Origin of the sequence: Bacillus sp. FSL K6-1338, from assembly GCF_038006965.1 — a bacterium.
GTDB lineage: Bacteria > Bacillota > Bacilli > Bacillales > Bacillaceae_G > Bacillus_A > Bacillus_A thuringiensis_S.
This window is the reverse complement of sequence record NZ_JBBOWI010000001.1, coordinates 2,559,503-2,583,566: the sequence shown is the minus strand read 5'-3', so window position 1 is coordinate 2,583,566 and position 24,064 is coordinate 2,559,503. Positions and strand designations below refer to the sequence as shown.

The window sequence follows — 24,064 nt, the reverse complement described above, 5'->3', positions numbered from 1 at the left end:
TTTATGAAATACAAGGCATTTTAGATGAAAGGTAAAATAATATAGTTTAAACTACAAATAGCTACAATAACAACATACGTAAATTGTTAATCGTAAAAAGGAGAACGAATGAATAAGAAATATACAAATCAAATTCATACTGATATGAGTTTTAAACCGAAAGATATTATAAGTTTAATGACGGATTACTTTAAAATAAAATCAAAGCTGCGTCCTATAAAAGGTTTGCCTATCGTTTTATCAAATAAAGATAATGAACCGTTAGAGAGTGTTACATGGTTTGGCCATTCTGCTTCTCTTTTGAAAATAGAAGGTAAAAAACTGTTATTAGACCCTATGTTTGGAGATGCCTCTTCCCCATTTCCTTTGTTTAATAGTAAACGCTATAGTGGTGTTTTTTCTTTAGAACGTGATGACCTTCAAGAAATTGATGCGATTATCATTTCTCATAATCACTATGATCATTTGAATTACAAAAGTATTATGCAGTTAAAAGATCGCGCAAAGCACTTTTATGTTCCAACTGGAGTTGCACAATATCTTATTAAATGGGGTGTTTCGCCTAGTAAAATTAGTGAGCATAATTGGTGGGACGAAATTACGTTTGATAATATTAAGTTAGTATGTGCGCCTGCAAGGCATTTCTCTGGACGAAGTATGACAGATAGAGATTGTTCATTATGGTGTTCATGGCTTATCCTTGGTCAAGAGACTAAAATTTTCTTTAGTGGCGATAGCGGTTATGCCCCTCACTTTAAGGAAATTGGTGATAAATATGGTCCATTCGATCTTACATTGATGGAATGCGGACAATATGATCCGAGGTGGTCTGCGATTCATATGTTGCCTGAAGAAACTGTACAAGCTCATATTGATGTACAAGGAGAATTACTTCTTCCGATTCATTGGGGTGCTTTTACATTAGCATTACACGAATGGAGTGATCCGATAGAGCGTGTTACGAAAGAAGCTAACCGTTTAGAAGTTAAAATTACAACGCCCCAAATTGGCGAATCTATTACGTTAAAATCTACAAACTATCCTTCAACAGCTTGGTGGAGAGAAATTTAATTATAAATAGAAAAAGAGCGAACTCTCTTATAAGGAATTCGCTCTTTTTCTGTATTTAAACTTATTTCACTATATTTGATTTCCCGCTATCTAAAATTCTATTTGCTGGTACACTGGACATTTCAATCACTGTATTCATACTTTTATCAGTTAGTTCAATGAGTTCGTTTTCGTGATTGATTTTCTGTAAATCCCACACCATTCCATGGAACTCGTTATGCTGTCCACTTACCTTTACAATACTTTTCGTTTTATTTGTAGGTTGTATTTGAAGGTTTGTAAATAGGTTACCACTAATTTCATTTGGCGTTGTTACATTACTATCCATAAAAATCATATTTACACAATCTTCGAGAGAGAAGTTCATAAAACGGTTGGCATTTATCCATGCATGTCCAGATTGTGGTTTCTTTGCTACTAATTTCACCCCAGTTTCCATGCCTACAACTTTTATATTTTCAAAATTAATAAATGAAATTTCATTTTCCTTCCCACCAGAATACAAAGAAATGCCGGTACCTTTATTCGTTTCTGTCCAATTGATAATATTTATATCTTTTATTTGTGTTTTGTGCCAAGTGTTATAATACTTATTTTTTCCGTCTAAATATATAACTTCAGAATTAAATTTAGGATCATCTATAGCTATATAAGCTCCTTCAATAGAAGCGTTTTTTTCTAATTCTAGAACTCTAAAATTACCTTCAACAACAAATTGTGTTCCATAACCAAATAATAACTTTACACCCTGTTTCACTACGATTGGTGACGTAATTTTATACTTCTTATCATCAAGCAATACTGTTTTAATTTTACTAGATTCTGCTTTATAAATAGCAGATTGTATTTTGTTTGAATCATTTTTACCTTTAAAGTCTTCTACATACACCTTATCATTTTTAGCTAAACCTTCTTTTTTGTTGTATTGATAAAAAGCAATAGTAATTAAAACGATACCTATGAGTAAAATAATTATTTTCTTCATCACACTCATCCTCATATAAATTTTCTCCTTAGCTACTCTTCGAATAATCTATGGCTTTTATATTTAGGTGATAATTATTTTGCTGTGTATGATAGATTACGATTCTTACTTTTTATAATGGAATTATATTATCTATAGAGTTGTCCTGCTTAGCTAATTCTTTATTCCTATAATCTATTAATTTATGATTAGATAAAATAAAATTATGCTCTAATATTAATTCATTGTGGAGCACTTCAACTAAAAATTTAGGTATCATCTCTCCTACACCGTAATTATAGTCACTAAGAATCCAAGAAACCTCTTTCCAATCTAAAATTCCTTCTGCGACTTTTTTTGGAGTGTGATATGTAAATTCATGAAGTAACTCTACTAGATAAACATAAATACCGCCAGAATATGAAGAATCCTCCCATTTAATAATGCCTTTAAATTGAATTTGGTCATACGTAACTTTTATATTAGTCTCTTCCTTTATTTCACGAATCGCATTTTCTAAAGGTGTTTCTCCCTTTTCTATCTTTCCTCCTACCCCATTCCATAATCCTTTTACCGGATCATATTCTCTATTTAACATAAGTATCTCTTCATTTCTTTTTATAAAACATAAAGTGTGCTTGTACATAATGTGATTCCTTCCTCCGTTTTTAATAAGCTCTTACTGGAGATATAAGATGGATTGCTGCAGATTGCTCTCCTGCTTCAATCAATATCGGTCTCATAGAACCGCCAAAGCTTAAAGTAATCGTTTCTTCTTTTATTGCTCTTAAAGCATCAACCATAAAACGCCCATCGAAAGATATATTTAATTGTTTTTCACCTTGAATCGCATCTATTTGTTGCGTTTCGGATATTTGCCCAATTTGAGAAGCGTTTGAAGAAATTTTAATTGTAGATTCGTTTATGATTTCTAAGTTAACATTGTTATTGGCCCATTCACTTGCTAATAAACTTGATCGGTCTACACCTTGTAATATCTTTTTTCTATCTATGTTAATAATCGTTTTAAAGTCATTTGGAATAAGGTTAGAAATATTAGGATATTTCCCTTCAATTAGTCTTGAATATAATGTAGTTGTTCCAAGCGTAAATATAATATGACTCTCTGAAAGGTAAATATATACGAATTCCGAATTGCTGTTCATTAATTTTAGAAGTTCACTAATGGTTGCGCTTGGTACAATACAATTTGCTTTTACATCTGAGGAAAGTCGCGTTTCACGTATCGCTAGTCTATGTGAGTCAGTTGCAGCACAAATAAACTTATTATTAGATAACTCTATATGCACCCCAGTAAGAACAGGTCTAGATTCATTTTTCGCTACCGCAAAGACTGTTTGTTTAAATACTTCAATCAATTGCTCTGTCTCTACCTTGATTTCTGCATGATTGTCTATAAGCGGTACATTCGGAAACTCATCTGCAGGAAATCCATTTAAACTTAATGTGATTTCTTCTGATTGTATCTTAATAATTTGCTCATTCTTACTTTTTATTGCTATATCACTTGGCATTTTCTTTATTATTTCAATGAAATACTTTGCAGGTACAACAATAGTTCCTGCCTTTAAAATAGTTGCAATTTTTTCGTCTTCAATTGAAACAGGAATGAATTTTTCAATAAAAATATTCGAGTTACTTGCAATTAAAGTAATTCCAGATTGATCTGCAGTTATTTTTATACCAGATAATATAGGAATTAAAGATTTTGTTGATATCGCTTTGTTAACTTCTGAAAGTGCTTGAGTAAATTGTTTGTGATTAACGATGAACTCCATGTTTTCCCCGCCTTACATGAGATAATATTTTTATGAAGATTGATGAACGATTGTTCCGTTAAAAAAATAAGGTACTGTTTCTTTCTTTTGTAATAAATCTAGTAAATGTTCTGGTATGCGTAAATACGGTGCTGCTATATGTAATTCCATCCAAGTAATCTCTTCGATTTCTTTTGGTCTTGATATATATGTCTCCCCGCCGATTATTTCGCCTAGAAAATTAAAGAAAATTGCATGATGATCTCTTTCCTCGAAAAAGGCTTCGCTGATAGAACAAATCCCTTTTACGTTTATATGTAACCCTGTTTCTTCTTTTACTTCCCGAATTACTCCTTCTTCTAAGGTTTCTCCTAATTTAACTGCGCCACCCGGTAATGTATAATAAGAACCATTTTCCCCTTTGTTTTTTACCATTAAGATCTTTTCATTAGTTTTATCGTACAAAATCGCGTATGTAACATTAACTTTTTTCATATGTACCTCCTCTATTTTTAATAAAAGGAATTTTCTGTCTTCTATCCATTCTACCATTAACTCCTTTTAATATATATAAGTTAGTTAAGTCTTGCCTTTACCGCTATTGGTGGAGTTAATAAGAATGGGCCACTGATATATAAAGAAAGAACGTATCTTAGGAAGATTATCCAAAGAACGTTCTTGAAGTTTTAGCATGAAAATTGATTAAATTAAAACTAAAATTAATAATAACCTCGCCTTGATTACATTTGTATTCCAAATACTAATGTTAACAAATTCTATATACTTTTTAGCCGTTTTTCTAAATAATAATGATTATGTCCTTTCGGATGATCTTCACTTACTCCAATTACTTTATATCCATGTTTTTTATAAAAAGCAGGTGCTTGAAAGCTAAAAGTATCTAAATTGATTAACCTACACTCTTTTTCAATTGCAAATTCTTCAATAAGTTTTATTAACTTGGTTCCATAACCTTCGTGTCTATATTCTTCAGAAACCCATAGAAAGTCAACGTGTACATGGTGCCAAAAAATTATTGCTGTTACCCCACCTACGATTTCTTCTTTTTCATTTCTTACTATGAAACTAACCTTTTCTGAAGGTGTTTTTTCTTCATCTGCGAGATATTTTTGATTATATTCAATTACTTTCTCTCTTATGTAATCACTATCTTCTTGTACCCACTGCTGTACTATTTTCATTTTAAGTGTCACGCTCCTTTTTACTTATCTATTCAATTTTATAATGATATTGTCCTGTCTTTAATGAGTTAGTAAAGAAGCAAAGTTAATGGAATAAAAAAGAGCCCTAACATGAGGACTCTTTTTAAAATTAAGCAACTTTCCGATGTAGATGTTTTAGTTCCTTTGTCTTCTCTGCAGTTGGTGGACGGATTAATATTGAAATAATGAAGGAAATAACACTTAAAACACCGATTATAATGAAAGTTGGTTGAAATCCCCCGAGTATCGCTCCAATAAATGATCCTGCAAGCGCACCAAATCCGAAACCTTGGTAGACAATGCCGTAATTTGTACTATGGTTTTTTAATCCAAAGAAATCTCCGACAATAGCTGGGAATATAGTTATATTACCACCGAAGCAAAAGGCGACACTTGCTACACAAGCAAAATAGATTCCGTAATTTAGCGGGATAAAACTTAAAGTAAAGACTGACAATCCTATAATAATAAACGTTGCAGAGACAATTTTCATTCGGCCGATTTTATCTGATAACGTCCCAAGAATGATTCTACCTACTGTATTAAAGATTGCAATCATAGCAACGGCGTTTGCAGCAGTTGCTGCGCTAAGTCCAACGAGTTGTACGCCGATATCTTTTACCATACTGATTAAATACAAACCACCCATACACGAGGTGAATAACATAAAAAATAGCAGATATACTTGTTTCGTTCGCATCATTTCACGCGGAGTATAGTCATTGTGTAATGTTTCAGTTACAGCATTACTTACAATTGCCTCACGTAAGAAGAACGATCCGATTAACACTAAAAGTAACACGATAATACCCCAATATAAGAATGCTTGTGATACACCAAGGTTATCGATAAGATTTCCGTTTATATATCTAAAGATTAAGCTGCCCATTCCATACGCTGATACAGATATACCTGAAATAAGCCCTTTCCGATTTGGAAACCATTTAATTAAATTAGATAGTGATGTAATATAAGCTGTTCCATCCGCATAACCAACAACGACACCAGCTAATAAATATAATAGTGGTAAAGAAGAAACTTGTGAACTAAGTATTAAGCCGAGTCCTAAAACAATTCCTGCAGTAGCAATAAGTTTTCGAAGTCCTAATTTTTTCTGCAACTTTGCTGCAAATAAAGTTGAGAATGATAAAGAAAAACTTGTTATGGAGAAAGTTATCGCTACTGAATTAAGATTCCATCCAAACTTACTTACAAGGGGTTGATTAAATAAACTCCATGTATAAATTGTTCCAAGGCCAATTTGAACAATGATTGTACCTAGAACAATTAGTAACGGATTTATAGAACTTTGTTTCATACTAACTTGTCCCCTTCTTTTATCTTGACATGAATTTTCACAGTTAGTATATCCATCATAAATTACAAGATACTGTACGGAAAATGGTAATTAAGTTCATATACACAAAAAGACACTTCATAAAGAAGTGCCTTTTGCAGGTTATATCAGATATTTCTAAAGAAAGCTTTGTTAAGATAAGACATTTTCAAATGCTTATGTATATATGTTATCAAATAATTTCTTAAATGTTATGAGACTTAAGACGTATTTTTCATTCATCATATAGTCGGATGAAAAATTAATATTCGATTTCATCAAAATCTTTCGGCTGCGGTACAGTTTGCATATTAGCTGCATCTTTAGGATCGCTATAAATTGCATTTTGCTCTGTATTTACATCTTTTATATTTTGCTTTTTATTTTTGTTCACTTTATCTTTCACTTTCAATCACCCCTTTTTGTTATAGGAGTAATTATGCCCTAATACGGTTACTAAATGTATCAGCGACTAAATTACTAAATTCACGTAAATAATATAAGTAATTATCACCGCCGTAGTTATATCTTTTATTATACATTTTTGCAACAACTACATTATATTCAGGTATTACTAAAATAGTCGGTCCAGTAATCCCTAATATTTGATACGACCCTTTTGGAATACGTTCACCAAGTTCGCTTAATTGTGCAGGCTCATTTTGGATGAACCAAAACACCCCATTTTGTGGTAGCTCTTTGTTTATAAATGTTGGACTCTGCAAACTCGTAGCAATTTTTATAACTTCTTTTGGAACGATTTGTTTATCATGTATCATGCCTTGATTTAGATGAAGATTGCCCCACTGCGCAAATTCTCTAGCTGAGACAAATAGATTTTTTTCAGTACCATCATTTACTGTACCAATTCCACTTATCGGGTCTTCATTTGGATTATTAATAATTTCAACCAAATTTTCATCTTGCTGTATTCTCCATCCTGTTTCTTGAAATTTAGCAGGTTTAAAAACACGCTCTTTTAACAATTCAGGAAAACTTTTGTTATATAGCTGATAAATAAGACGTGTCATCATTCTTACATTAATATCTCTATACGCCCATGATTGTCCCGGTTCAAATTCACGAAAAATTGTCCCGTCATTCGTTTCTTCTAATCCGTGCGAATGTGTTACTAAATGTCTTATCGTCGTTTTACCAAGCAATACAGGATCAAAGTCTTTAAAATATTTTATCGCTTCATCATCAATAGAGTTTATTTTCCCCTCATAAAGCGCATACGCTATTATTAATCCTAAATAACTTTTTCTAGCAGAAGCAACGTTAAATTGTGAAGGTGCTGTTACTTTCTTGCTTGTAGATGTATTTGAGTGATAACCACTATAATGCTCTAGCACGATTTTATTATCTTTTATAATACAAAGTGCTGCAGCAGAACTTTGATTTTTTTCTTTTATATTTTCTACCCAAGAAATCAACTTTTCGTATGTATACAAATAAATCCCCCTTAACACTAATACAAAATTACAGCATGAAAGAAAAGTATAAACAGTATTTACACCTTTCTTTCATATAAAATATTAATGATGTACTATATTTAAATAATCCACCAGTTCCAGCAATTAAAGCAACCAAAACAACCAGCGCAACCTACGCAACGTCCACCACAGCCACCACATCTACCGCCGCCACAACCGCCACAGCGTCCACCACAACCTCCGCATCCTCCGCAACGACGTGCATCGTCTTGAATGTAGTAGTATGGATATTGACTTTGTTGTTGATCCCAATACACAACATTACCAGTTTGATAATCATTAAGATTTAATGTTTGTAGTTCATGTTGAAACTGATTCATTAAGAACCCCTCCATTTATAAATATAAATTCCGCCCAAATATTAAAGTTAATAAATTCTTGTGAACAAAGTAGAAACAAGACTATAGACTAAATGCGTACATCAACAAAATATGAACTTACACTAGGTGATGTACCTTGTTTTTCAGCCTATTTTCTTTATATTCATTCGATGGACGTATTTACTATAAATAAAGTGATTTAAAAATTACTAATCCAACAATTTAGTAGTTCATCACTTAACTTTCTTTCTAGTAATTCCTTCACTAAAGGCATTGGCATGATTTCATAATGATTTAAGGCTTCTTTATTACAATCTATCCATTGAAATGCTAAATGAGACTCGCTAGATTTCGGTGGTAAGTCCGTATGTAAATCTTGTGACTCTACTTCAAAAATGTGGTTAATTTCATGATGAAGCACTTCTTTATCTTGCCATTGATTTTCTATGACTCCTAAAAATTGTTGTATACTACAGTTTACTCCAAGTTCTTCTCTTAACTCTCTTATTAATGCATTCTCGGCTGATTCTCCAATTTCAACATGGCCACCAGGTAAAAAATAATGATGGCCAATATATTCAGCAACTAATAATTTTTCATCTTTTATCATGACTGCTCGTACAATATGATGAAATTTACTTTTCAATTGATATTCCTCCTAGTTATTCAATGTATAGTTGCTCAAAATAGTCATTTAGTATTGGTATAATATAAATCATAGGTGTTTCATACGGATGAATATCATTAATAACTTCAAGAGCATCTTTTACAAGTTCTCGTTTACACTTTATTTCAACTTTACATTCTTGCCCTTCGCATATTCGACCAATTTCTCCATTAAAAGGAGATACCTCGTCTAAAGGTCTCCAATATCCTTTCACTGAACTATAGGAAAGACAATGGTCATATTCGCCCGTTTTACATGCTCCAATTTTATTTAATTCATCCCTTAATGTTTCAATATATTCTTCAGGAATGAACACTTCAATTTTCACTTCAGTAAATTGCATATTTCATTTCACGCCTTTACTTCCTAATAGTTAAACAAATAAACGATATACTTGCTCGCCATCATACTCCTGTTCTAATGATTTGAAACTGTATCGTTCATATAGTTTCTTTGCAGAGATATTATCTTTATGTACGGTTAATCTAATTTCTTTACACGATTTAAAAGTATTTTTTATTATATTAATACTTTCTTGTAATGCTGCTTTTCCATATCCATTACCTTGCTGCTTTTGATCAATAATAAATCCGTTAATCCAATACATATCTGATGTCTTTCTTACAACTGCATGCATTACAAAACCAACCATAAGGTCACCAACGTATATAGCGAATGGTATGTACTCTACATTGTCACCATCTGGTTTTATATATACTTTAGCAAGCGAAACTGCTACGGATGGAACAAATTTCAACTGATTTTCTTTAACTTGTAGCTTTAATGCTTCTTCCCAATTTTCTCTCGTAACAACCTTTAACTGGACATTCAATATTGTAAGCTCCTTTATCTAGAGGGATGTATTTTTATATTCAACGCATTGAAATAATTCCCTTTTTCGACAACAACTTATAACATGATTTTTATAAAATCTTGAATGAATTTTTGTTCATCTATTTCTAATGCTATATGGGCCCCTTCAGGTATAGAGCTAGGGCGGAAATCAGCAAATGTTTGTCCTTTCGTATCTCCGTATGTATCTACATTTACTGTACGATGCACAAATTCAAAAAAACTTGGATTTACTAATCCACTTATTGCAACCACATCATGTAGCAAAGGTCCTTCGATAGATGGATTAAGTTTTTGGTATGCAGATAAATAGTAGTCATACATTGGTTTCATTATCATATGAAATGGATTCTTTGTATTAGCTTGAATATAGCTAAATACATTTGGTGTTAACACAGCTTTGTTTGTTACATTTAAAGGGAATATTAATAAATTCTTTGCTTGATGGAAAACAATTTTACTTGCTATAGGATCTCCATACACATTTGCCTCTGCTAACGGCGTAACGTTTCCTACTTCTAAAAAAACACCACCCATGAAATATATTGCTTTTACATCTAGCATTAAATCATTCCATAAATTAAAAGCAATTGCTAACGAGGTAGATCTTCCTACATCAACAATCGTTAAATCTTTTTCGTACTTTACAAGAATCGCAGCGATACTACCAAAATTGTATATTGGAATAGATAATACGCTTTCTGGAACATGGATGGGCCCTAATCCTTCTGCTCCGTGAATTTCAGGGTAGTACGTAGTAATTTCTTCTGTAAGTGGTTTTGTTGCACCACTAATGACAGGAATGTCTTGTCTATTTGCTAACTGTAAAATATACGCTGCATTATGTGCAGCATGTATATGCTCAACATTTCCGTATCCAGTTACAATACCTACAATTTCAATTTCGGGATGCAGTAAACCATACATAATGGCAAATGAGTCATCAATACCTGGGTCTCCGAAAAATAATACTTTTTCCAAGAAATACTCTCCCCTCATAAAAACATAGAGTCATCAATAACTATGTATATGAAAAAAGCAAGTATATCTATGCGAATTTTAGAATGGATAATGTTTTACAAAATATTAAAAAGGAACTAGCGTATGCTAATTCCTTTCTTAAGTAACCATTCTCAAATTTAATTAATTATCGTATCCTTCATAAATTGCATCATTTATTTGATTTTGTATTTTTTTATCATCAGGTACAGGTTTCCACCAATTTCCTGTAATAAATAACATAGTTAATAAATTATAACTATCACTAAAATAACTTTCTCTCTTATTCTTCATCCAATCCCAACCGCTATTTACCCACTTTTGATTATTGCTACTCGTTATACTTGCAGCAATAAACGGTGAAACAAATACAGCAGTTGAATAACTACCAATATTAGATCCATTTAATTGATAACCATCCACAATTTTAGAAGGATTTCCATTCGTTTTATTTTGAATCCATGAAGAGACTTTATCAGAAATGACTTTACTTCTTTTCTCGCCGTACATCGCATAGTCCATTACAATTCTCAATGGTACCCGACTAGCATTGTAATAATATGCATTTGTATATTCTGACTCCTCTAAGAAGTCTTTAGGTGCGGGTTGTGGTGGGTTTTTTACAACGAAATCTGAAATAAGTCCTGTATTTGGAGAGTACTTATTACTAAATTGCGTATAAACATCGTACAAATTATTAATAACAGTAAGCCAAGTTTTATCACCTGTAAATTCATAAAATGCTCTAAGGTGTGACATCATCCAATCAGATGGCCTCGTATCAAGTGAATTTTTAGAATCCCAATCTCCTAAATTTAGTCGGCTATTATTTGTAACATTACTAGCTTTAATACCTTTTGTAATCATGTCTTGTGCTTCTTTTAAATAATTAACTGTTCCATTTGATCCCCACTGCTTATGAGCAAGAAGAAGAGAATACGCAATATCTAAATCCCCATCAGTAGCAGAATCAAAATGACCTTGTGCTTTTTTACTATCTGCGACAACCCATCCCATTAAATTAGGATTTTGAGAGCTTTTAAAAGTTCTTGCTGTTTTAAATAAACCGTCATAGATTTTTTGAGCATTCGAATCATAACCAGCCATTAATACTGTAATTATCATCCCATACCCTTGACCTTCTGAAGTTCCAAGTGGCTTAAACCCATCCGCATCACCTGTAATCTCTCCTTTTACATAATAACCACCAGGTAAAGAAGATAAATCATTTTTCAAATATTTCTTTTTCCAATTATCGTAGTAACTTCTTACAGAAGCATTTAAACTTTCCTGTGTAACATGAGTAGGTTTTATAACACCTGCATAATTAACTTGCTGGGGAAATGGTTTCATTTCCTTTGCAGAAGCTACTTGTTGATTAACTACAGGAATAGAATTTTGTACTGAATTGTCCGTTACATTTGCTGCGAAACTAGAATTAGAAAAACTAGCTAGTCCGATTCCTATAATAGAAATACATGTGAAAAATTTTCTTTTTCCATTCATTATGTTGTCATCTCCTTTTAAAATGCTTACTACATAAAATGTAACATACAATATTTAACTGAAATACAAAATATTATATTTATCAACATAAGAAAGAAACTATATGAAAAAGTATCATAAAATCATTATTGAATTACATTATACGGATTGATTATTTGCTAAATTCCTATGTTTTTCTTTTCTTAATACTGGTATATGAGCAATCACGATACCAAGTATAGTAATCCCTCCGCCAATTATCGAAACTAAAGTTGGCACTTCTCCTAACCATAACCAAGCAATAAAACATGCAGTTACTGGGGGTTAAATATAGAGAGCTTGTTGCCTCAGCAGCACCAGCATGAGATATGATATAGGCCAATGCGATATATGGGAGTACTGTTGGAAATAAGCCTAAATATAAAACACTCACATTCACTTCAAGAGGAGCTGCTAGTATTTCTTGATACATTCCCGGTAAGAAAATAAGCATACATACAGTACTAGATACAATTGTATATATGGTGAATGGTAAGAAGCCGTACTTTTTTAAGTAAGAAGTTTGGAAAACAAAATATAGGCTTTCTGAAATTGCTGCAAATAATATAAATAATCCCCCACTATTTAATTGAATACTATCTCCTTGACTAAATGATATGAGAGCAATTCCTATAAAACTAATTACACCACCGATCCAACCATTTAATTTCATTTTTTCGTTTAAAAATATAGAAGCAAGAATTGCCGTTACTATAGGTGTGACCGAAACAATTAAACTTGCAGAACCAGCATTTACTGTTTTTTCGCCGTAGTTTAATGCAATGTGATAAAAAGTGAATCCTAAAGCACCGAACATAAAAATTGCTGGGATATCCTTTAAATCCGGTAGCCGTAACTTGTAGATAAAAGAAAACAACAGAAGTATAAATGAAGCGATTAATAAGCGTAGTAAAGTAAGATGCTCAGGTGTATAAGATTCAAGCCCCATACGAATTGCCGGAAAAGCAGTTCCCCATATAAGAATCATAAACGCGTGTGCATATATAATGCGTAAATCCCATTTTTTATTATGCATGTTTTCTCTCCCTTTCTAATAAACCAACCATTTTTAAATTACCAATTATTTCTTTTCATCATATTTAATAGTTGATACAATGTCTTCAACCAGTTATTTATCGTAAAAACCAACCACTTGGCATTTTTAAATTGAACGAGGGAGTTTTTTTATGACAACGAATAAAAAACTGCCTAAATATCGGCAGATAGTAGATTATATGAAAGAAAAAATCGAAAACGGAGAATGGCCGATCGGAAGTAAGATCCCTAGTCAAAGGCAGTTAGCAAAATTATTTCATGTAAATCGAAGTACTGTAATAACTGCGCTCGATGAACTTATGGCAGATGGCTTAATTCAAGGGAAAATCGGAGCAGGAACAGTTGTAACAAATAATACATGGTCATTATTAGCGACGAATCCCCCGCCTGATTGGAGTGAATATGTAAAAGCTGGTATTCATAAACCTAGCAAGTTAATGGTACGAGAAATAAATGAAGCAGAAGCAAATAAAACACTTATCCATCTTAGTAAAGGTGAACTTGCACCTCAACTTTTCCCGCTAAAAACGATGCAGTCCATTATGAAAAACGTAAGTGACGAATTAGATTATTTCGGATACGAAGAACAAAAAGGTTTTTTACCGTTACGTGAGGCAATAAGTAAATACGTAAAATCATTCGGAATACATGTATCACCGGGTTCTATATTAATCGTCTCTGGTGCATTACAAGCATTGCAATTAATATCAATTGGTCTTTTGCATAGAGAATCAACTGTTTTACTTGAACAACCTTCTTACTTATATTCACTTCATGTATTTCAATCAGCAAATATAAATTTATCTGGTATAGCTATGGATCATCACGGTATTTTACCTAACGAATTATTAAAACGCATTAAATACAGTCAAAAGAAAAACATTTTATATTCTATTCCTAGTTTTCAAAACCCAACTGGGATATTAATGTCTCAAGAACGAAGAAAAGAAATAATAAAGATATGTGAAAAGAAACAGTTACCTATTATTGAAGATGATATTTATCGTGAGTTATGGATTGATGAACCCCCTCCAGCTCCTTTAAAATCAATAGATAAACATGGACATGTATTATATGTTGGTAGTCTATCTAAAACACTTAGCCCAGGACTTAGAATTGGATGGATTATTGGACCTGAACCAGTTATTGAAAGATTGTCAGATATAAAAATGCAAACAGACTATGGATCGAGTTCGTTATCCCAAAGAGTTGCTGCTGAATGGATAAAAAAAGGTTTTTATGAAGAACATCTTGCAAACGTAAGAATTCAACTAAAAGAACGAAGACAAATCATGATACGGGCTTTAAATAAGTATTGTGCAGATATTGCAACGTGGGATATTCCTAGCGGCGGATTCTTTATATGGCTAAAGGTTGTACCTAGCATTCCGATGAAAAAATTATTTTCAGAGGCACTATCAAAAGGAATTCTTTTAAATCCAGGACGTATTTATGAAGAAGAATCAGAACCGTACATTCGTTTATCATATGGATATGCTTCTCCAGAACAAATGACTAACGGGGTTAAATTGCTGAGTGAATTAATCCGTAAGCTAATGGCATAATAAAAACTCCTCTTTTTCTATAGAGGAGTTTTTATGTATCTTATTTACCACAACCGCATTTCCTGCCCCAACACAATAAGTCCTTCATAAGGATCTCCTTCAATGTTTAATACTTGAGCAAAAGCAGGTTCTGTTTTTATACCGTTCTCTTTTAAGCGAAGAATTTCTTCCCTTATATGTGGATGCTGCATTAATAGCATGTGCTCTACTATCATATGTCTATATGCATTTTGGTTACGCACTGGCTTAGGCTGAGCAAATAATTCAAATTCAAAACCTTCGAATTCAAAATTTACCTTTATCGATTCAGTACCTTTCATTTTTTTCTTTTTTATATTGTACCCTCTATAAGAACCATATAAAGATCTCATTTCCTGCTCAAAAACATCAAAGTTATGTACTTCCATTACTATATCTAAGTCAGATTGGAGAGTATCAATTCTTATAGGGATTGTCCCGCAAAGAACGGGACTATACAAAGCTAAATCCTCCATTATGTTTAGTTTATTTAAAACATCATATACCTTTTGTTGTTTGTCATTCCCTGATTGTAAATATGTAATAGATGTAAACATGGAAGTCTCTCCTTCATTTCACGTAATACGTGGCTCACTAAAATCAAGAAAAATTTGTCCGTTTAAATTTGTTCTAGGATTACCTTTATTTCAATATATTAAGGCCAACAAACAATATGTTTCAACTTTTCTCCTATACTGCAATACTATAAAAATAAAAAAGGAGGAATTATTATGAGCATTTTTAACATTCTTTTAACCATACACATACTATTTGGAACAATATGCTTAATCACTGGTATTGTAGCGATGGTTGCTCAAAAGAAGAAAGGAAAACATACTGAATGGGGCGAGATATATCATGCATCCTATGTTGTCATTACCCTTACGGCAATAATATTATCCATTATCAACTGGGATAAAATCGCATATTTATTTTATGTAGCAATCTTCTCTTATTCATTTGCAATTTATGGATACCTCGCACGAAAAAAACGTTGGAAAAATTGGCTCCATCACCACATTAGAGGTATGTTAGGTTCTTATATAGGTGCAGTCACCGCACTTTTAGTAAATGTCGGCATCCATATTCCCATTATAAATTTACTTCCGCCAATATGGTTTTGGTTTTTACCCACATTAATTGGTATCCCCCTCGTAGCCAGTGTATCAAAAAAATATAAAAAGCGTAGTTAAAATTAATTACATTTTGATTACTTTCTGATTATTAGAATGAAAAATTATACTCTATATATTACGAATGATATTATGAGCACTCGTCCTATGAACATCTATAATAAAATGCCGCCCAACAGGACGGCTCTTATTTTTACTTTACAAATGTAACATATTCACCAGAAACCCATTGATTTCCACCAACATTATACCAACCATCTTTATATCCAAACGATTGATATTTTGCACCTTGGTACACATTTTTCACAATACCGTAATTTGTTCCTGGTCCGGTACGAACACGCAATACATCCGCTATTATAGTAACTACGCCTACACCATCGTTTGATGATTGTGAAGTTGCGGGTACATTTCCTCCCGTATAACGAATATATGATGGATCGTTATAAATCCACTGATCGCCACCTAAATTTAACCAGCCATTTGATTGCCCAAATACTTTGTAGGACTCTCCTTTCCCTAATTGGCGAATAACACCATATCCAGTACCAGGTCCTTTTCGTAAATTTACATTGCTACCGTTAATATAAGCTACCCCTACACCATCATTCGTTGGAGGAGGAGTCGCTACGTTTTGAGAACCTTTTCCAAAAGTATCCGTTCCATACCCTTTGTAGTTATATTGCAAATGCGGACTATCCACAAATCCTTTCCAGTCACCGCCCCATTCAAAGCCAATTTGTTTAGCATAACGAATTGCTGATGCCCACGGTTCTTTATTATAGCTATTCCAATCTTCTGTACCATTCGACTGAATTGGAACAAAATCTAATGCTTGTCCTACTAAGTGATATGAGCGCATCGTTTGCGATGCTCCTTTACGAACATATTCACGTTGTCGCTCGACCGTACGGATTGTTTCGTAAATTAACACTTCAATACCATTGTCAATGCAGTACTGATACCACTTAAAAGCGGCAGCTTTCGTATTATCCGCTAATTTATTCAGATTACTTACATTTCTATTGTGATATTTCAATATGCAACATCTCCTTTTCTATTATCATATGCAAAATTCGTCTCATGGGTTGTACATATACCTAGAACGATATGAAGTACAAATACATAAGAAGCCAATTCATCTAAAAAGGTTTTCACTTCTAGCTTCAAACTTTGTAAACTGAAATCAAAGCAATAAAAAACCACAACCTAGGTCTTCCAGTTGCGGTTTTTGGTATTTTCTTTTGATATGATACATGCCTTCTTGCATTGATAATCCTAGTATACAGGTTGTGTAAATTTTCCCTTTATGAATAACACTACTTATTCATGATTTTTCAAATCCAATATTGAATGTAAATGATCTGGATAATTGGTAAACATCCCGTCGACTCCCCATGCAAGTAACTTTTTCATATCATTTTCATTATCTACTGTAAATGGATGAACTTCTAATCCACTTTTCTTTATTTTCTTTACATAATCTGAATCGATATATTTGTAATTCATACCAAGACCTATGCAGTACATTTTATACTTTTCTATCTCTAATTTTGTTAATTGAACTGCTTTTTTATAAGGTAATAATTGTACTATGGATATATTACTATTTAAGCTATGAATCTTTTGTAGACTTTCTTCACTAAACGATTGAATAATAACTTTATCCTGTATTTCGTAGTAATTAATAATTTCTAATAATTTTTCTTCCATTCCTAAATATTCATCAGGTGATTTTGTTTCGATATAATAGTTCGCGTTATGCCCAAACGTTTCAATAATTTCTTTTAATGTTGGGACTTTAGCATTTTCAAATTCTTTCTTTGCTAAGTTCGGATATTTTTCATTAAAAAAAGAACCTGCATTTAGTTGCTTTATTTCTTCTAATGTATGCTCTTTCACTAGCCCAGTACCATTTGTTGTACGATTTAAGGTTTCGTCATGCATAGCCACTAAATGTCCATCTTTTGTCATTTGGAGGTCAATTTCTATATAATCTCCATTCATTTGTTGTCCTAATTTATATGCTGCTATTGTATGTTCAGGTGCGTACGCAGAAGCACCTCTATGTGCGATATTTTTTATATGATTTGATTGATTAATAGCTTTAGTATACTTATGTTCATTTATTTTCTGAAAAACAAAGATACTTATTACTATAAAGGCACAAATTATTGTAACAAGATATATCTTTTTCATAACGATTTATAAGCTCCTATATAAAGACGATTTAACTAGAATGATTTACTCAATTAAATGTCGATTTTCCAATACAGTCATTTTACCGATAGCTTGAAATCCCGATTTTTTATAAATATTGATTCCATCGTGTGAAGCTTGTAATACACAATAAGTATTTTTAAATTTTTGTGCTTCTTGCAGAAGGAAATTGAACATAGTAGATCCGAATCCTCGTCCTCTCATTTCTTCTTTAGTTGCTATGTCATAAATACCAATACTATCTTTTGAACATATCAATGAACCAACAGTTACGACTTCACCTTCATAAAATCCTAAAAATAGTTTCATATTCTCACTGTTCCATAAATCAAGATTAGAAATTTGATTATAGAATGCTTGTACATGTATACCTTCTTCTGATGTGCCGAATAGATTAGCTAATGTTTCTCCAAATTTTTTTATTTTTCCAGATGAAGATGCTTCTTGAATTGTAAAACTTACTGGCATGTTTATTGGTGGAGAAATTGTTTCTAAGTCTGCTACCATCGCAATATTCTGTTCCGCTTCTTTTAAACCGATTTTAATTAACTCGCTTTTTATATCTCGCTCTTGCTCCTCATCCCATAACCAAATACTCATTGGAAATTTTTTTTGATTATAGTAGAATACCTCCTTATATAATTTCTCAATCCCTTCCGTTAAATTATTATTTAGTAGAGTAATAACATTGAATGTATCGGCAGGTAATCCGCAATCAACAGAAATATAATCTTTCGTTTCTTTTACACTCATTCCGGGCACAAATTGCGCAACATATGAAGTTTTAAACACAAAGTTATCTATTAGTAATTGTTTATAATTCATCAATAGTTCTCCTTTTCATAAAAAGTACTACTCGAATCCTTCTATATTAAATATAACATATTAGAAATTTACCTTTTTCTATAAAAAGTACTTCTTTAAATTGTGCTCTATAGTTTAAAATAATTAAAAATGATATAACGTTGTCGGAATGAAAAAAGTGGTATATAATAAATATTAACATTACTAGTAATTATTTTAGGTATTCCTAGAATAAAGGAGCGATACATATGAAAATTACTATTTATTTCGGAAGTCATGAAGATCAAGATGTTCGTACTATGGACTGTCATTTAGATGTAGAAGATACAGAAGAGATTGTTTCTGTATCATAATATAAATAGTTAGGATAAACCCTATTCCTTACAGCGTTTAAGGCACCTTTTATAAGGTGTCTTTTTTGTTATATTTTCATCAAAAACCCTTTACTTTATAGCGTTTTAATAGTAAAATATAAACATACGAACAAATGTTCTTTTTATTTTAAACGTACATGAAGGGATGATTTTAACAATGGCTCCATTAAAGCGCAGAGGAAGAAAAAAGCAAGCACCTATTATTTCAAATACAGGCTTTATCGGCTCTGTCTTTATTGATACATTGGAGTTACAAAAGAAATCCTATTATTTCGCTCGTAAAAAACTTCAAATTGTTCATCACGTATTAGATGGTCTCTCTGGAGCAACAAGTGCTTTATTTAAAGAACATAACATTTCAGCATACATGTCATGTGTGTATTTACATAAACAAAAGAAAATTGGTTTTGTTCTTTCAACGAAACCATTTGAACAAAGTGATGGCGTTGCTTATTTTGTAAATTATTTAATCGAAAAGAATTTTTACGGCGACCATGACGAAGATGTAGAATATCAAGAAGTATTTAATACAGGTTTTATCGGTGTAGTATTCGCTGATTTGTCTAGTATAGATCGCTTTAATTTCGAGTTTGAAATGGGTATGCTAACGAAATTAATGAAAGATATGATTATTCCGGTTAAAGAACTCTTTTTACGCCATAATGTACCGGCTTACATCTCCACTTCTCATTTAGAAGAACAAAACAAATTAGGTTTCGTTCTCTCTGTAAAGCCATATGATGAACGCGCTGAAGCTGATTTATATTTTGAAGCGTATTTAAAAGAACGAGGATTATTTATTGGTGATGAAGAAGATGATATTGATAAAATTGTTATTAGAAAAACAGCTGAATTACGATAGAAAAGCGCAGGATGCTGATCCTGCGCTTTTTAAGTTACGTTAAACACTATAATCTTTTGAATGAATTTCTAAATTTAACTTATTTGTTAAAATTTTATTCAAAGTAAAAAATACAATCCCCCCTGCAATGGGAAGCGTGTAGGCTGGAATGAAATTTAATAATAGTCCTGATATTGCAAGTGCTATTGGCTGCATTATTTTACCTAAGCTTAATCCAATACTAAGAACTCTTCCTCTATATTCTTCAGGAATCTCATTTTGCATGAAATACATTAAAGGAATATCAATTTGTGCTATCATAAACCCTAAAAAGAACATAATCATGCAATACGTAGTAACATATACCAAATTATTTACTACAATAGATTTAAATAAAACAGGTATTCCTGAAACTATCATAAAAATTGCCAACATAAAACTTATTTTTTTCAATAGATAAGAATAAGAAAAACAATCAGTTATCTTTTTTACTAATATTGCACCAACTATCATACCTATCGGAAAAGTCCCTTGAATCATACCAAATTGCTTAGAACTAAGATTGAGAACTGTGTTAATAATGTATGGCAACGGAACAGTTACAGCAAAGCCTAAAAAGAAATTAAGTGAAATTAAAATACTAAAAGTATTTTTTAAGCTTTTCCGCTCCAATAAGTAAGAGTATCCCTCCTTTATATCTTCAATAAAATTAATTTCTCTAATTGAACATTCCTCATTTATGTTTTGCTCGCACAATTTAAAGTTTATAAACAATATGGATATAGCCGAAAGGATAAATGAAATACCGTTAATAATTATAAAAGTTTTCATATCAAAGACTGCAAAAACAATGCCCCCTAACATAGGCCCTAAAATTAAAGATATAGAATCGATAATTTTACTTATAGAATTAATACTCATTAACCGTTCTTTAGTAACCATATTCGGTTTTACGGCCTCTAATCCTATTCCAAAAAACGTTGTAAATACTGTCATAAGAAAGGTAGTAGTATAAATGATGAATAAGTTTAATCCATAATAGCTGCTTAATATATAAACAGTTATTAATAATAATCCGCTTAGTAAATCCATACAAATAACCAGTTTCTTTTTATCAACCTTATCAGCAATGACACCGGCAAATGGATTCATAACAATCATTGGAATCGTTCCTAATATGAGCGAAATTGCAAAATTTAACGCAGATCCGGTTATTTGTAAAACATACAATCCTAATGCAAAACTATAAATAGAGCTACCAAATAGTGATACTGTTTTTGCAATTGAATATAAACTAATATTTCTTAATTCTTGATTGCTTTTTTTATTTTCTATATGTAATCGTAAACTTCCCATCACTTTTCCCCCTGCCTAACTTTGTGTTACGTACATTGTAAGTTCTTGGGTCAACCCAATAGCAATATGTACTATTTGAAAAGTTTTAAGGGAAAATAAATAAAAGATGGGGTTAACCCCATCTTTTTCCGAAAAATGAATATGTATAAATTTCTTCTCCTTGAACAAAGAAATCCTCGTACCTTCCCCCTCGTATCAAATAATTTGAAGTACTTTCATCAATAGATTGAAACTGTAAATTTTCGATTTCTTTTGTTACTTTTGCAGATGTAAAATTCTCTCTGAGTCTAGGTGCAATTTGGCTATTTATACTAAATTTATTAAATAAAATAAATGAACTTAATAAATAACAATTGTGTTTAAAAAGGGAATTTAATTCACACAATAAGAACTCCTCATATTCAAAACTATAATTACTTGTACCTGATTGATCGATTACAATATCAACAGAATTATTCTGAATAGGTATGTTTAGAAAGTCGGCACAGATAAATACAATATTTCTTTTCACATTTCTTCTCTCAATTACATCTTTTAAAAGTAAAAGTTTATTCAAATCTCGATCAACAGCAATATATAAACACTCTTCCGGTAGTTCTTCATAAATATTTCGTAAAAAGAACCCAATACCAGACCCTAAATCAAGTAGTATTTTTTCATTTAAATCTAATTGCATTAGTTTCTTTTTCGCCCATTCTCCTCCTCTTTGAACATTTTCCAAAAAAGCAGTATCAGTTTCATGAATATAATCCGAAATAGAATCTTCAAGTGATTTCTTTTCATACGCTTTCACTGAGTTGCCAGCTGTTAAAACCCCTGAAATAATCGTGTATTCTTCACCACAATTACAAATTAACTTTCCCTCAATAATTTGATTCTTATTAATAATGCCATCTTCAAGAATTAAATTTCCGTTACACTTAACACATTTAAATAAATGAAGTACTTTTAAATCTACCCCTAAAATTGAACTCGAAATTTCAGTTTCTATAGATAAATTATGTAACGCTTCCTTTAATTTGCATTTTCGTTCCTCTAAAGTTTTTATTTCTTGTTCAATCTTTTCATATTTTACTTTAAATAAAGATTGATAAAAATTATCCTTTTCATAGTCTAAGGATTTCCCTAAATTTTTATAAAGAAACAGTTCTTTAATTTCATACAAGCTAAACCCTAGCCATTTGTACTCTAATATAAGTTCTATATCCTTTTGACAATACTCGTCAAAAAAATAGTGACTTCCTTTTTTCTCGGGAATAACGAGTCCGAGGTCCATATAATGTCTAATCGTATCTACACTTACATTATTTACTTCTGCAAACTTACTGATTTTCATCCTAATCACTACCATTTATATATTTGTTTATACATACTTCTTTATTATTTTAAAAAATCCTTTCATCTGCCTATACAAAATTATTTATGCTATGAAAAAGATGTAATTAATTTTAAAGTTTCGCCACATACCCATTAAGCTAAGCTTATATAAGCTTAGCTACTCTTTTTTAATCTTGAATTTAAAAAAGAGTAGCAGGTAGTACGTTTATGTCTATATATCTAAAAACTGTGAGTTCATGGATGAATTTAAAACTGCGGCGTAAGTACTGCAGTTTCTTCCTTTTTCATTGAGTTGAAATATGTAAAGTTACGTACTTTAACTGTAGCGGACTTGTACTACGCGTTCATATAAATTTTATAGACGTTAAGGATTTTGTTTTATGGGAAGTGTTCTTGCTATGGAATCGGAATTGTAAATATAGATGAACGTGATTCAAATCAAAAAAAGGTACTCCTAGAAGTACCTTTTTAACTATTCTATATGTGCGAACGTTTTCAAAAATTATTGGATATAAATTGACGTACGCATTGTATTAAATGGCGCGTTTATAGATGTTTTTTGGTATTCAAATGTTCCTTGTTGATGTCCAGACGCATCCCATTTGTAATACCAGCCAACGATTGGTTTTCCGCCGATTATTGTGGATCCAATACTTTTTACATTAGAACCATTCATTTTAGTAAACGGATTTTGACCGTATCCCATCTCTTTCGTTGTAATATATAAGTATTTTCCCCCGTGGTTACGTGTTGTGCTAAAGCTGTTTTGGTTAATTGTTTCTACTCCGCCCAGCTCAGACTCTACTTGTACGACGTTTAGTGAAGTAAGTGGTGCTGCTGGTCCAGCTGAAGCTTCTGTTGCCATCCCTAATCCGACGAACGCTGTGATTGCTAACGATGAAATCCCTAGTGCTGCTTTTTTAAACATAAAAAACATCCCCTTCCATCTATTGTTTTCTCTTTCATTGTCAATATAATCCTAATAATCTTATATGTAAATAGATTGTAACTGTAGAAATAAAAGGTAGAATATTCTGATTTATTAGCATTTAAAAATATGACTTCAACTTTTTTCGTTAAAGATAGTCATCAATCTCTAACTACCTAATGACCTCAAATAAACGCTATT

The 24,064-nt window shown here is 31.9% G+C and carries 26 protein-coding genes and 1 pseudogene; 4 read left to right on the top strand and 23 right to left on the bottom strand.

The window, feature by feature from the left end; genetic code table 11:
- The first annotated feature begins 108 nt into the window (after window positions 1-108).
- A complete protein-coding gene (locus NZ044_RS13255) occupies window positions 109-1,071 on the top strand; it encodes an MBL fold metallo-hydrolase (protein WP_001037075.1) in 963 nt (320 codons plus the stop codon).
- A 61-nt stretch (window positions 1,072-1,132) separates the two neighbouring features.
- Here the strand turns inward: NZ044_RS13255 and NZ044_RS13250 are convergent, their stop codons facing one another.
- The 15 genes and pseudogenes from NZ044_RS13250 to NZ044_RS13180 all read right to left on the bottom strand — a co-directional run bounded on the left by NZ044_RS13250 (window position 1,133) and on the right by NZ044_RS13180 (window position 13,266).
- Window positions 1,133-2,071, bottom strand: coding sequence for a hypothetical protein (locus tag NZ044_RS13250; protein ID WP_098506125.1), 939 nt, complete (start codon window positions 2,069-2,071; stop codon window positions 1,133-1,135).
- Between the two features lie 97 nt (window positions 2,072-2,168).
- A complete protein-coding gene (locus NZ044_RS13245; RefSeq protein ID WP_014895268.1) occupies window positions 2,169-2,681 on the bottom strand; it encodes an NUDIX hydrolase in 513 nt (170 codons plus the stop codon).
- A gap of 22 nt (window positions 2,682-2,703) precedes the next feature.
- Window positions 2,704-3,834, bottom strand: coding sequence for a DNA polymerase III subunit beta (gene dnaN, locus NZ044_RS13240; protein ID WP_000394477.1), 1,131 nt, complete (start codon window positions 3,832-3,834; stop codon window positions 2,704-2,706).
- A gap of 30 nt (window positions 3,835-3,864) precedes the next feature.
- On the bottom strand, window positions 3,865-4,308 hold the full coding sequence (locus NZ044_RS13235; RefSeq protein WP_000757612.1) for an NUDIX hydrolase: 444 nt from the start codon (window positions 4,306-4,308) through the stop codon (window positions 3,865-3,867).
- Window positions 4,309-4,589: 281 nt separating this feature from the next.
- Window positions 4,590-5,015, bottom strand: a complete 426-nt coding sequence (locus tag NZ044_RS13230) for a GNAT family N-acetyltransferase (RefSeq protein ID WP_000706901.1) — start codon at window positions 5,013-5,015, stop codon at window positions 4,590-4,592.
- Between the two features lie 130 nt (window positions 5,016-5,145).
- Window positions 5,146-6,354 (bottom strand): L-lactate MFS transporter, encoded by a 1,209-nt coding sequence (locus NZ044_RS13225; protein ID WP_000814379.1) that lies wholly within the window; start codon window positions 6,352-6,354, stop codon window positions 5,146-5,148.
- A gap of 280 nt (window positions 6,355-6,634) precedes the next feature.
- Window positions 6,635-6,778 (bottom strand): hypothetical protein, encoded by a 144-nt coding sequence (locus NZ044_RS13220; RefSeq protein ID WP_000653680.1) that lies wholly within the window; start codon window positions 6,776-6,778, stop codon window positions 6,635-6,637.
- Between the two features lie 31 nt (window positions 6,779-6,809).
- Entirely contained in the window at window positions 6,810-7,826 is a 1,017-nt protein-coding gene (locus NZ044_RS13215; protein WP_000288927.1) for a serine hydrolase domain-containing protein, read from the bottom strand.
- A gap of 101 nt (window positions 7,827-7,927) precedes the next feature.
- Window positions 7,928-8,188 carry a heterocycloanthracin/sonorensin family bacteriocin gene (locus tag NZ044_RS13210; protein WP_001071342.1) on the bottom strand — a complete coding sequence of 87 codons (261 nt, stop codon included), beginning with the start codon at window positions 8,186-8,188 and terminating at the stop codon, window positions 7,928-7,930.
- 199 nt (window positions 8,189-8,387) lie between these two features.
- Window positions 8,388-8,834 carry an NUDIX domain-containing protein gene (locus tag NZ044_RS13205; protein ID WP_000836826.1) on the bottom strand — a complete coding sequence of 149 codons (447 nt, stop codon included), beginning with the start codon at window positions 8,832-8,834 and terminating at the stop codon, window positions 8,388-8,390.
- A gap of 16 nt (window positions 8,835-8,850) precedes the next feature.
- Window positions 8,851-9,198 carry a divalent cation tolerance protein CutA gene (cutA, locus tag NZ044_RS13200; protein WP_098506122.1) on the bottom strand — a complete coding sequence of 116 codons (348 nt, stop codon included), beginning with the start codon at window positions 9,196-9,198 and terminating at the stop codon, window positions 8,851-8,853.
- 30 nt (window positions 9,199-9,228) lie between these two features.
- On the bottom strand, window positions 9,229-9,687 hold the full coding sequence (locus tag NZ044_RS13195) for a GNAT family N-acetyltransferase (protein ID WP_001102680.1): 459 nt from the start codon (window positions 9,685-9,687) through the stop codon (window positions 9,229-9,231).
- 77 nt (window positions 9,688-9,764) lie between these two features.
- Window positions 9,765-10,688: a nucleoside hydrolase gene (locus NZ044_RS13190; RefSeq protein ID WP_098506119.1), complete on the bottom strand. Its 924-nt coding sequence runs from the start codon at window positions 10,686-10,688 to the stop codon at window positions 9,765-9,767.
- Between the two features lie 162 nt (window positions 10,689-10,850).
- A complete protein-coding gene (locus NZ044_RS13185) occupies window positions 10,851-12,212 on the bottom strand; it encodes a glycosyl hydrolase family 8 (RefSeq protein ID WP_098424918.1) in 1,362 nt (453 codons plus the stop codon).
- 138 nt (window positions 12,213-12,350) lie between these two features.
- Window positions 12,351-13,266, bottom strand: a pseudogene (locus NZ044_RS13180) (DMT family transporter).
- Window positions 13,267-13,417: 151 nt separating this feature from the next.
- On the opposite strand from NZ044_RS13180, the gene norG reads away from it, so the two are divergent.
- Window positions 13,418-14,851 (top strand): efflux pump transcription regulator NorG, encoded by a 1,434-nt coding sequence (norG, locus tag NZ044_RS13175; protein WP_000210497.1) that lies wholly within the window; start codon window positions 13,418-13,420, stop codon window positions 14,849-14,851.
- A gap of 44 nt (window positions 14,852-14,895) precedes the next feature.
- On the opposite strand, the gene NZ044_RS13170 is transcribed toward norG, so the two are convergent.
- A complete protein-coding gene (locus NZ044_RS13170; protein ID WP_340949784.1) occupies window positions 14,896-15,426 on the bottom strand; it encodes a DUF4269 domain-containing protein in 531 nt (176 codons plus the stop codon).
- Between the two features lie 174 nt (window positions 15,427-15,600).
- Here NZ044_RS13170 and NZ044_RS13165 point away from each other — a divergent pair, with 174 nt between their 5' ends.
- The gene (locus NZ044_RS13165; RefSeq protein ID WP_000021744.1) at window positions 15,601-16,062 is read left to right on the top strand and encodes a DUF2306 domain-containing protein; all 462 of its coding nucleotides are present in this window, start codon (window positions 15,601-15,603) and stop codon (window positions 16,060-16,062) included.
- 133 nt (window positions 16,063-16,195) lie between these two features.
- Here NZ044_RS13165 and NZ044_RS13160 read toward each other — a convergent pair whose 3' ends face one another.
- The 4 genes from NZ044_RS13160 to NZ044_RS13145 form a co-directional block, all read right to left on the bottom strand.
- Complete coding sequence (locus tag NZ044_RS13160; protein WP_000873744.1) at window positions 16,196-17,041, bottom strand: M15 family metallopeptidase; 846 nt, start codon at window positions 17,039-17,041, stop codon at window positions 16,196-16,198.
- Window positions 17,038-17,208, bottom strand: coding sequence for a hypothetical protein (locus tag NZ044_RS13155; RefSeq protein ID WP_000232342.1), 171 nt, complete (start codon window positions 17,206-17,208; stop codon window positions 17,038-17,040). Before NZ044_RS13155 ends, NZ044_RS13160 begins: the two co-directional genes overlap by 4 nt.
- Before the next feature lie 117 nt (window positions 17,209-17,325).
- Complete coding sequence (locus NZ044_RS13150; protein WP_000725654.1) at window positions 17,326-18,201, bottom strand: glycerophosphodiester phosphodiesterase; 876 nt, start codon at window positions 18,199-18,201, stop codon at window positions 17,326-17,328.
- A 45-nt stretch (window positions 18,202-18,246) separates the two neighbouring features.
- Window positions 18,247-19,047: a GNAT family N-acetyltransferase gene (locus NZ044_RS13145; protein WP_001107084.1), complete on the bottom strand. Its 801-nt coding sequence runs from the start codon at window positions 19,045-19,047 to the stop codon at window positions 18,247-18,249.
- Between the two features lie 510 nt (window positions 19,048-19,557).
- On the opposite strand from NZ044_RS13145, the gene NZ044_RS13140 reads away from it, so the two are divergent.
- Complete coding sequence (locus NZ044_RS13140) at window positions 19,558-20,262, top strand: hypothetical protein (RefSeq protein WP_000035353.1); 705 nt, start codon at window positions 19,558-19,560, stop codon at window positions 20,260-20,262.
- A gap of 39 nt (window positions 20,263-20,301) precedes the next feature.
- Here the strand turns inward: NZ044_RS13140 and NZ044_RS13135 are convergent, their stop codons facing one another.
- From NZ044_RS13135 to NZ044_RS13125, 3 genes are all read right to left on the bottom strand, one after another.
- Window positions 20,302-21,597 carry an MFS transporter gene (locus NZ044_RS13135; RefSeq protein ID WP_000535181.1) on the bottom strand — a complete coding sequence of 432 codons (1,296 nt, stop codon included), beginning with the start codon at window positions 21,595-21,597 and terminating at the stop codon, window positions 20,302-20,304.
- A 112-nt stretch (window positions 21,598-21,709) separates the two neighbouring features.
- Complete coding sequence (locus tag NZ044_RS13130; RefSeq protein WP_000703286.1) at window positions 21,710-22,933, bottom strand: MerR family transcriptional regulator; 1,224 nt, start codon at window positions 22,931-22,933, stop codon at window positions 21,710-21,712.
- A gap of 504 nt (window positions 22,934-23,437) precedes the next feature.
- Window positions 23,438-23,863: a DUF4879 domain-containing protein gene (locus NZ044_RS13125; protein WP_000472921.1), complete on the bottom strand. Its 426-nt coding sequence runs from the start codon at window positions 23,861-23,863 to the stop codon at window positions 23,438-23,440.
- Between the last annotated feature and the right edge of the window lie 201 nt (window positions 23,864-24,064).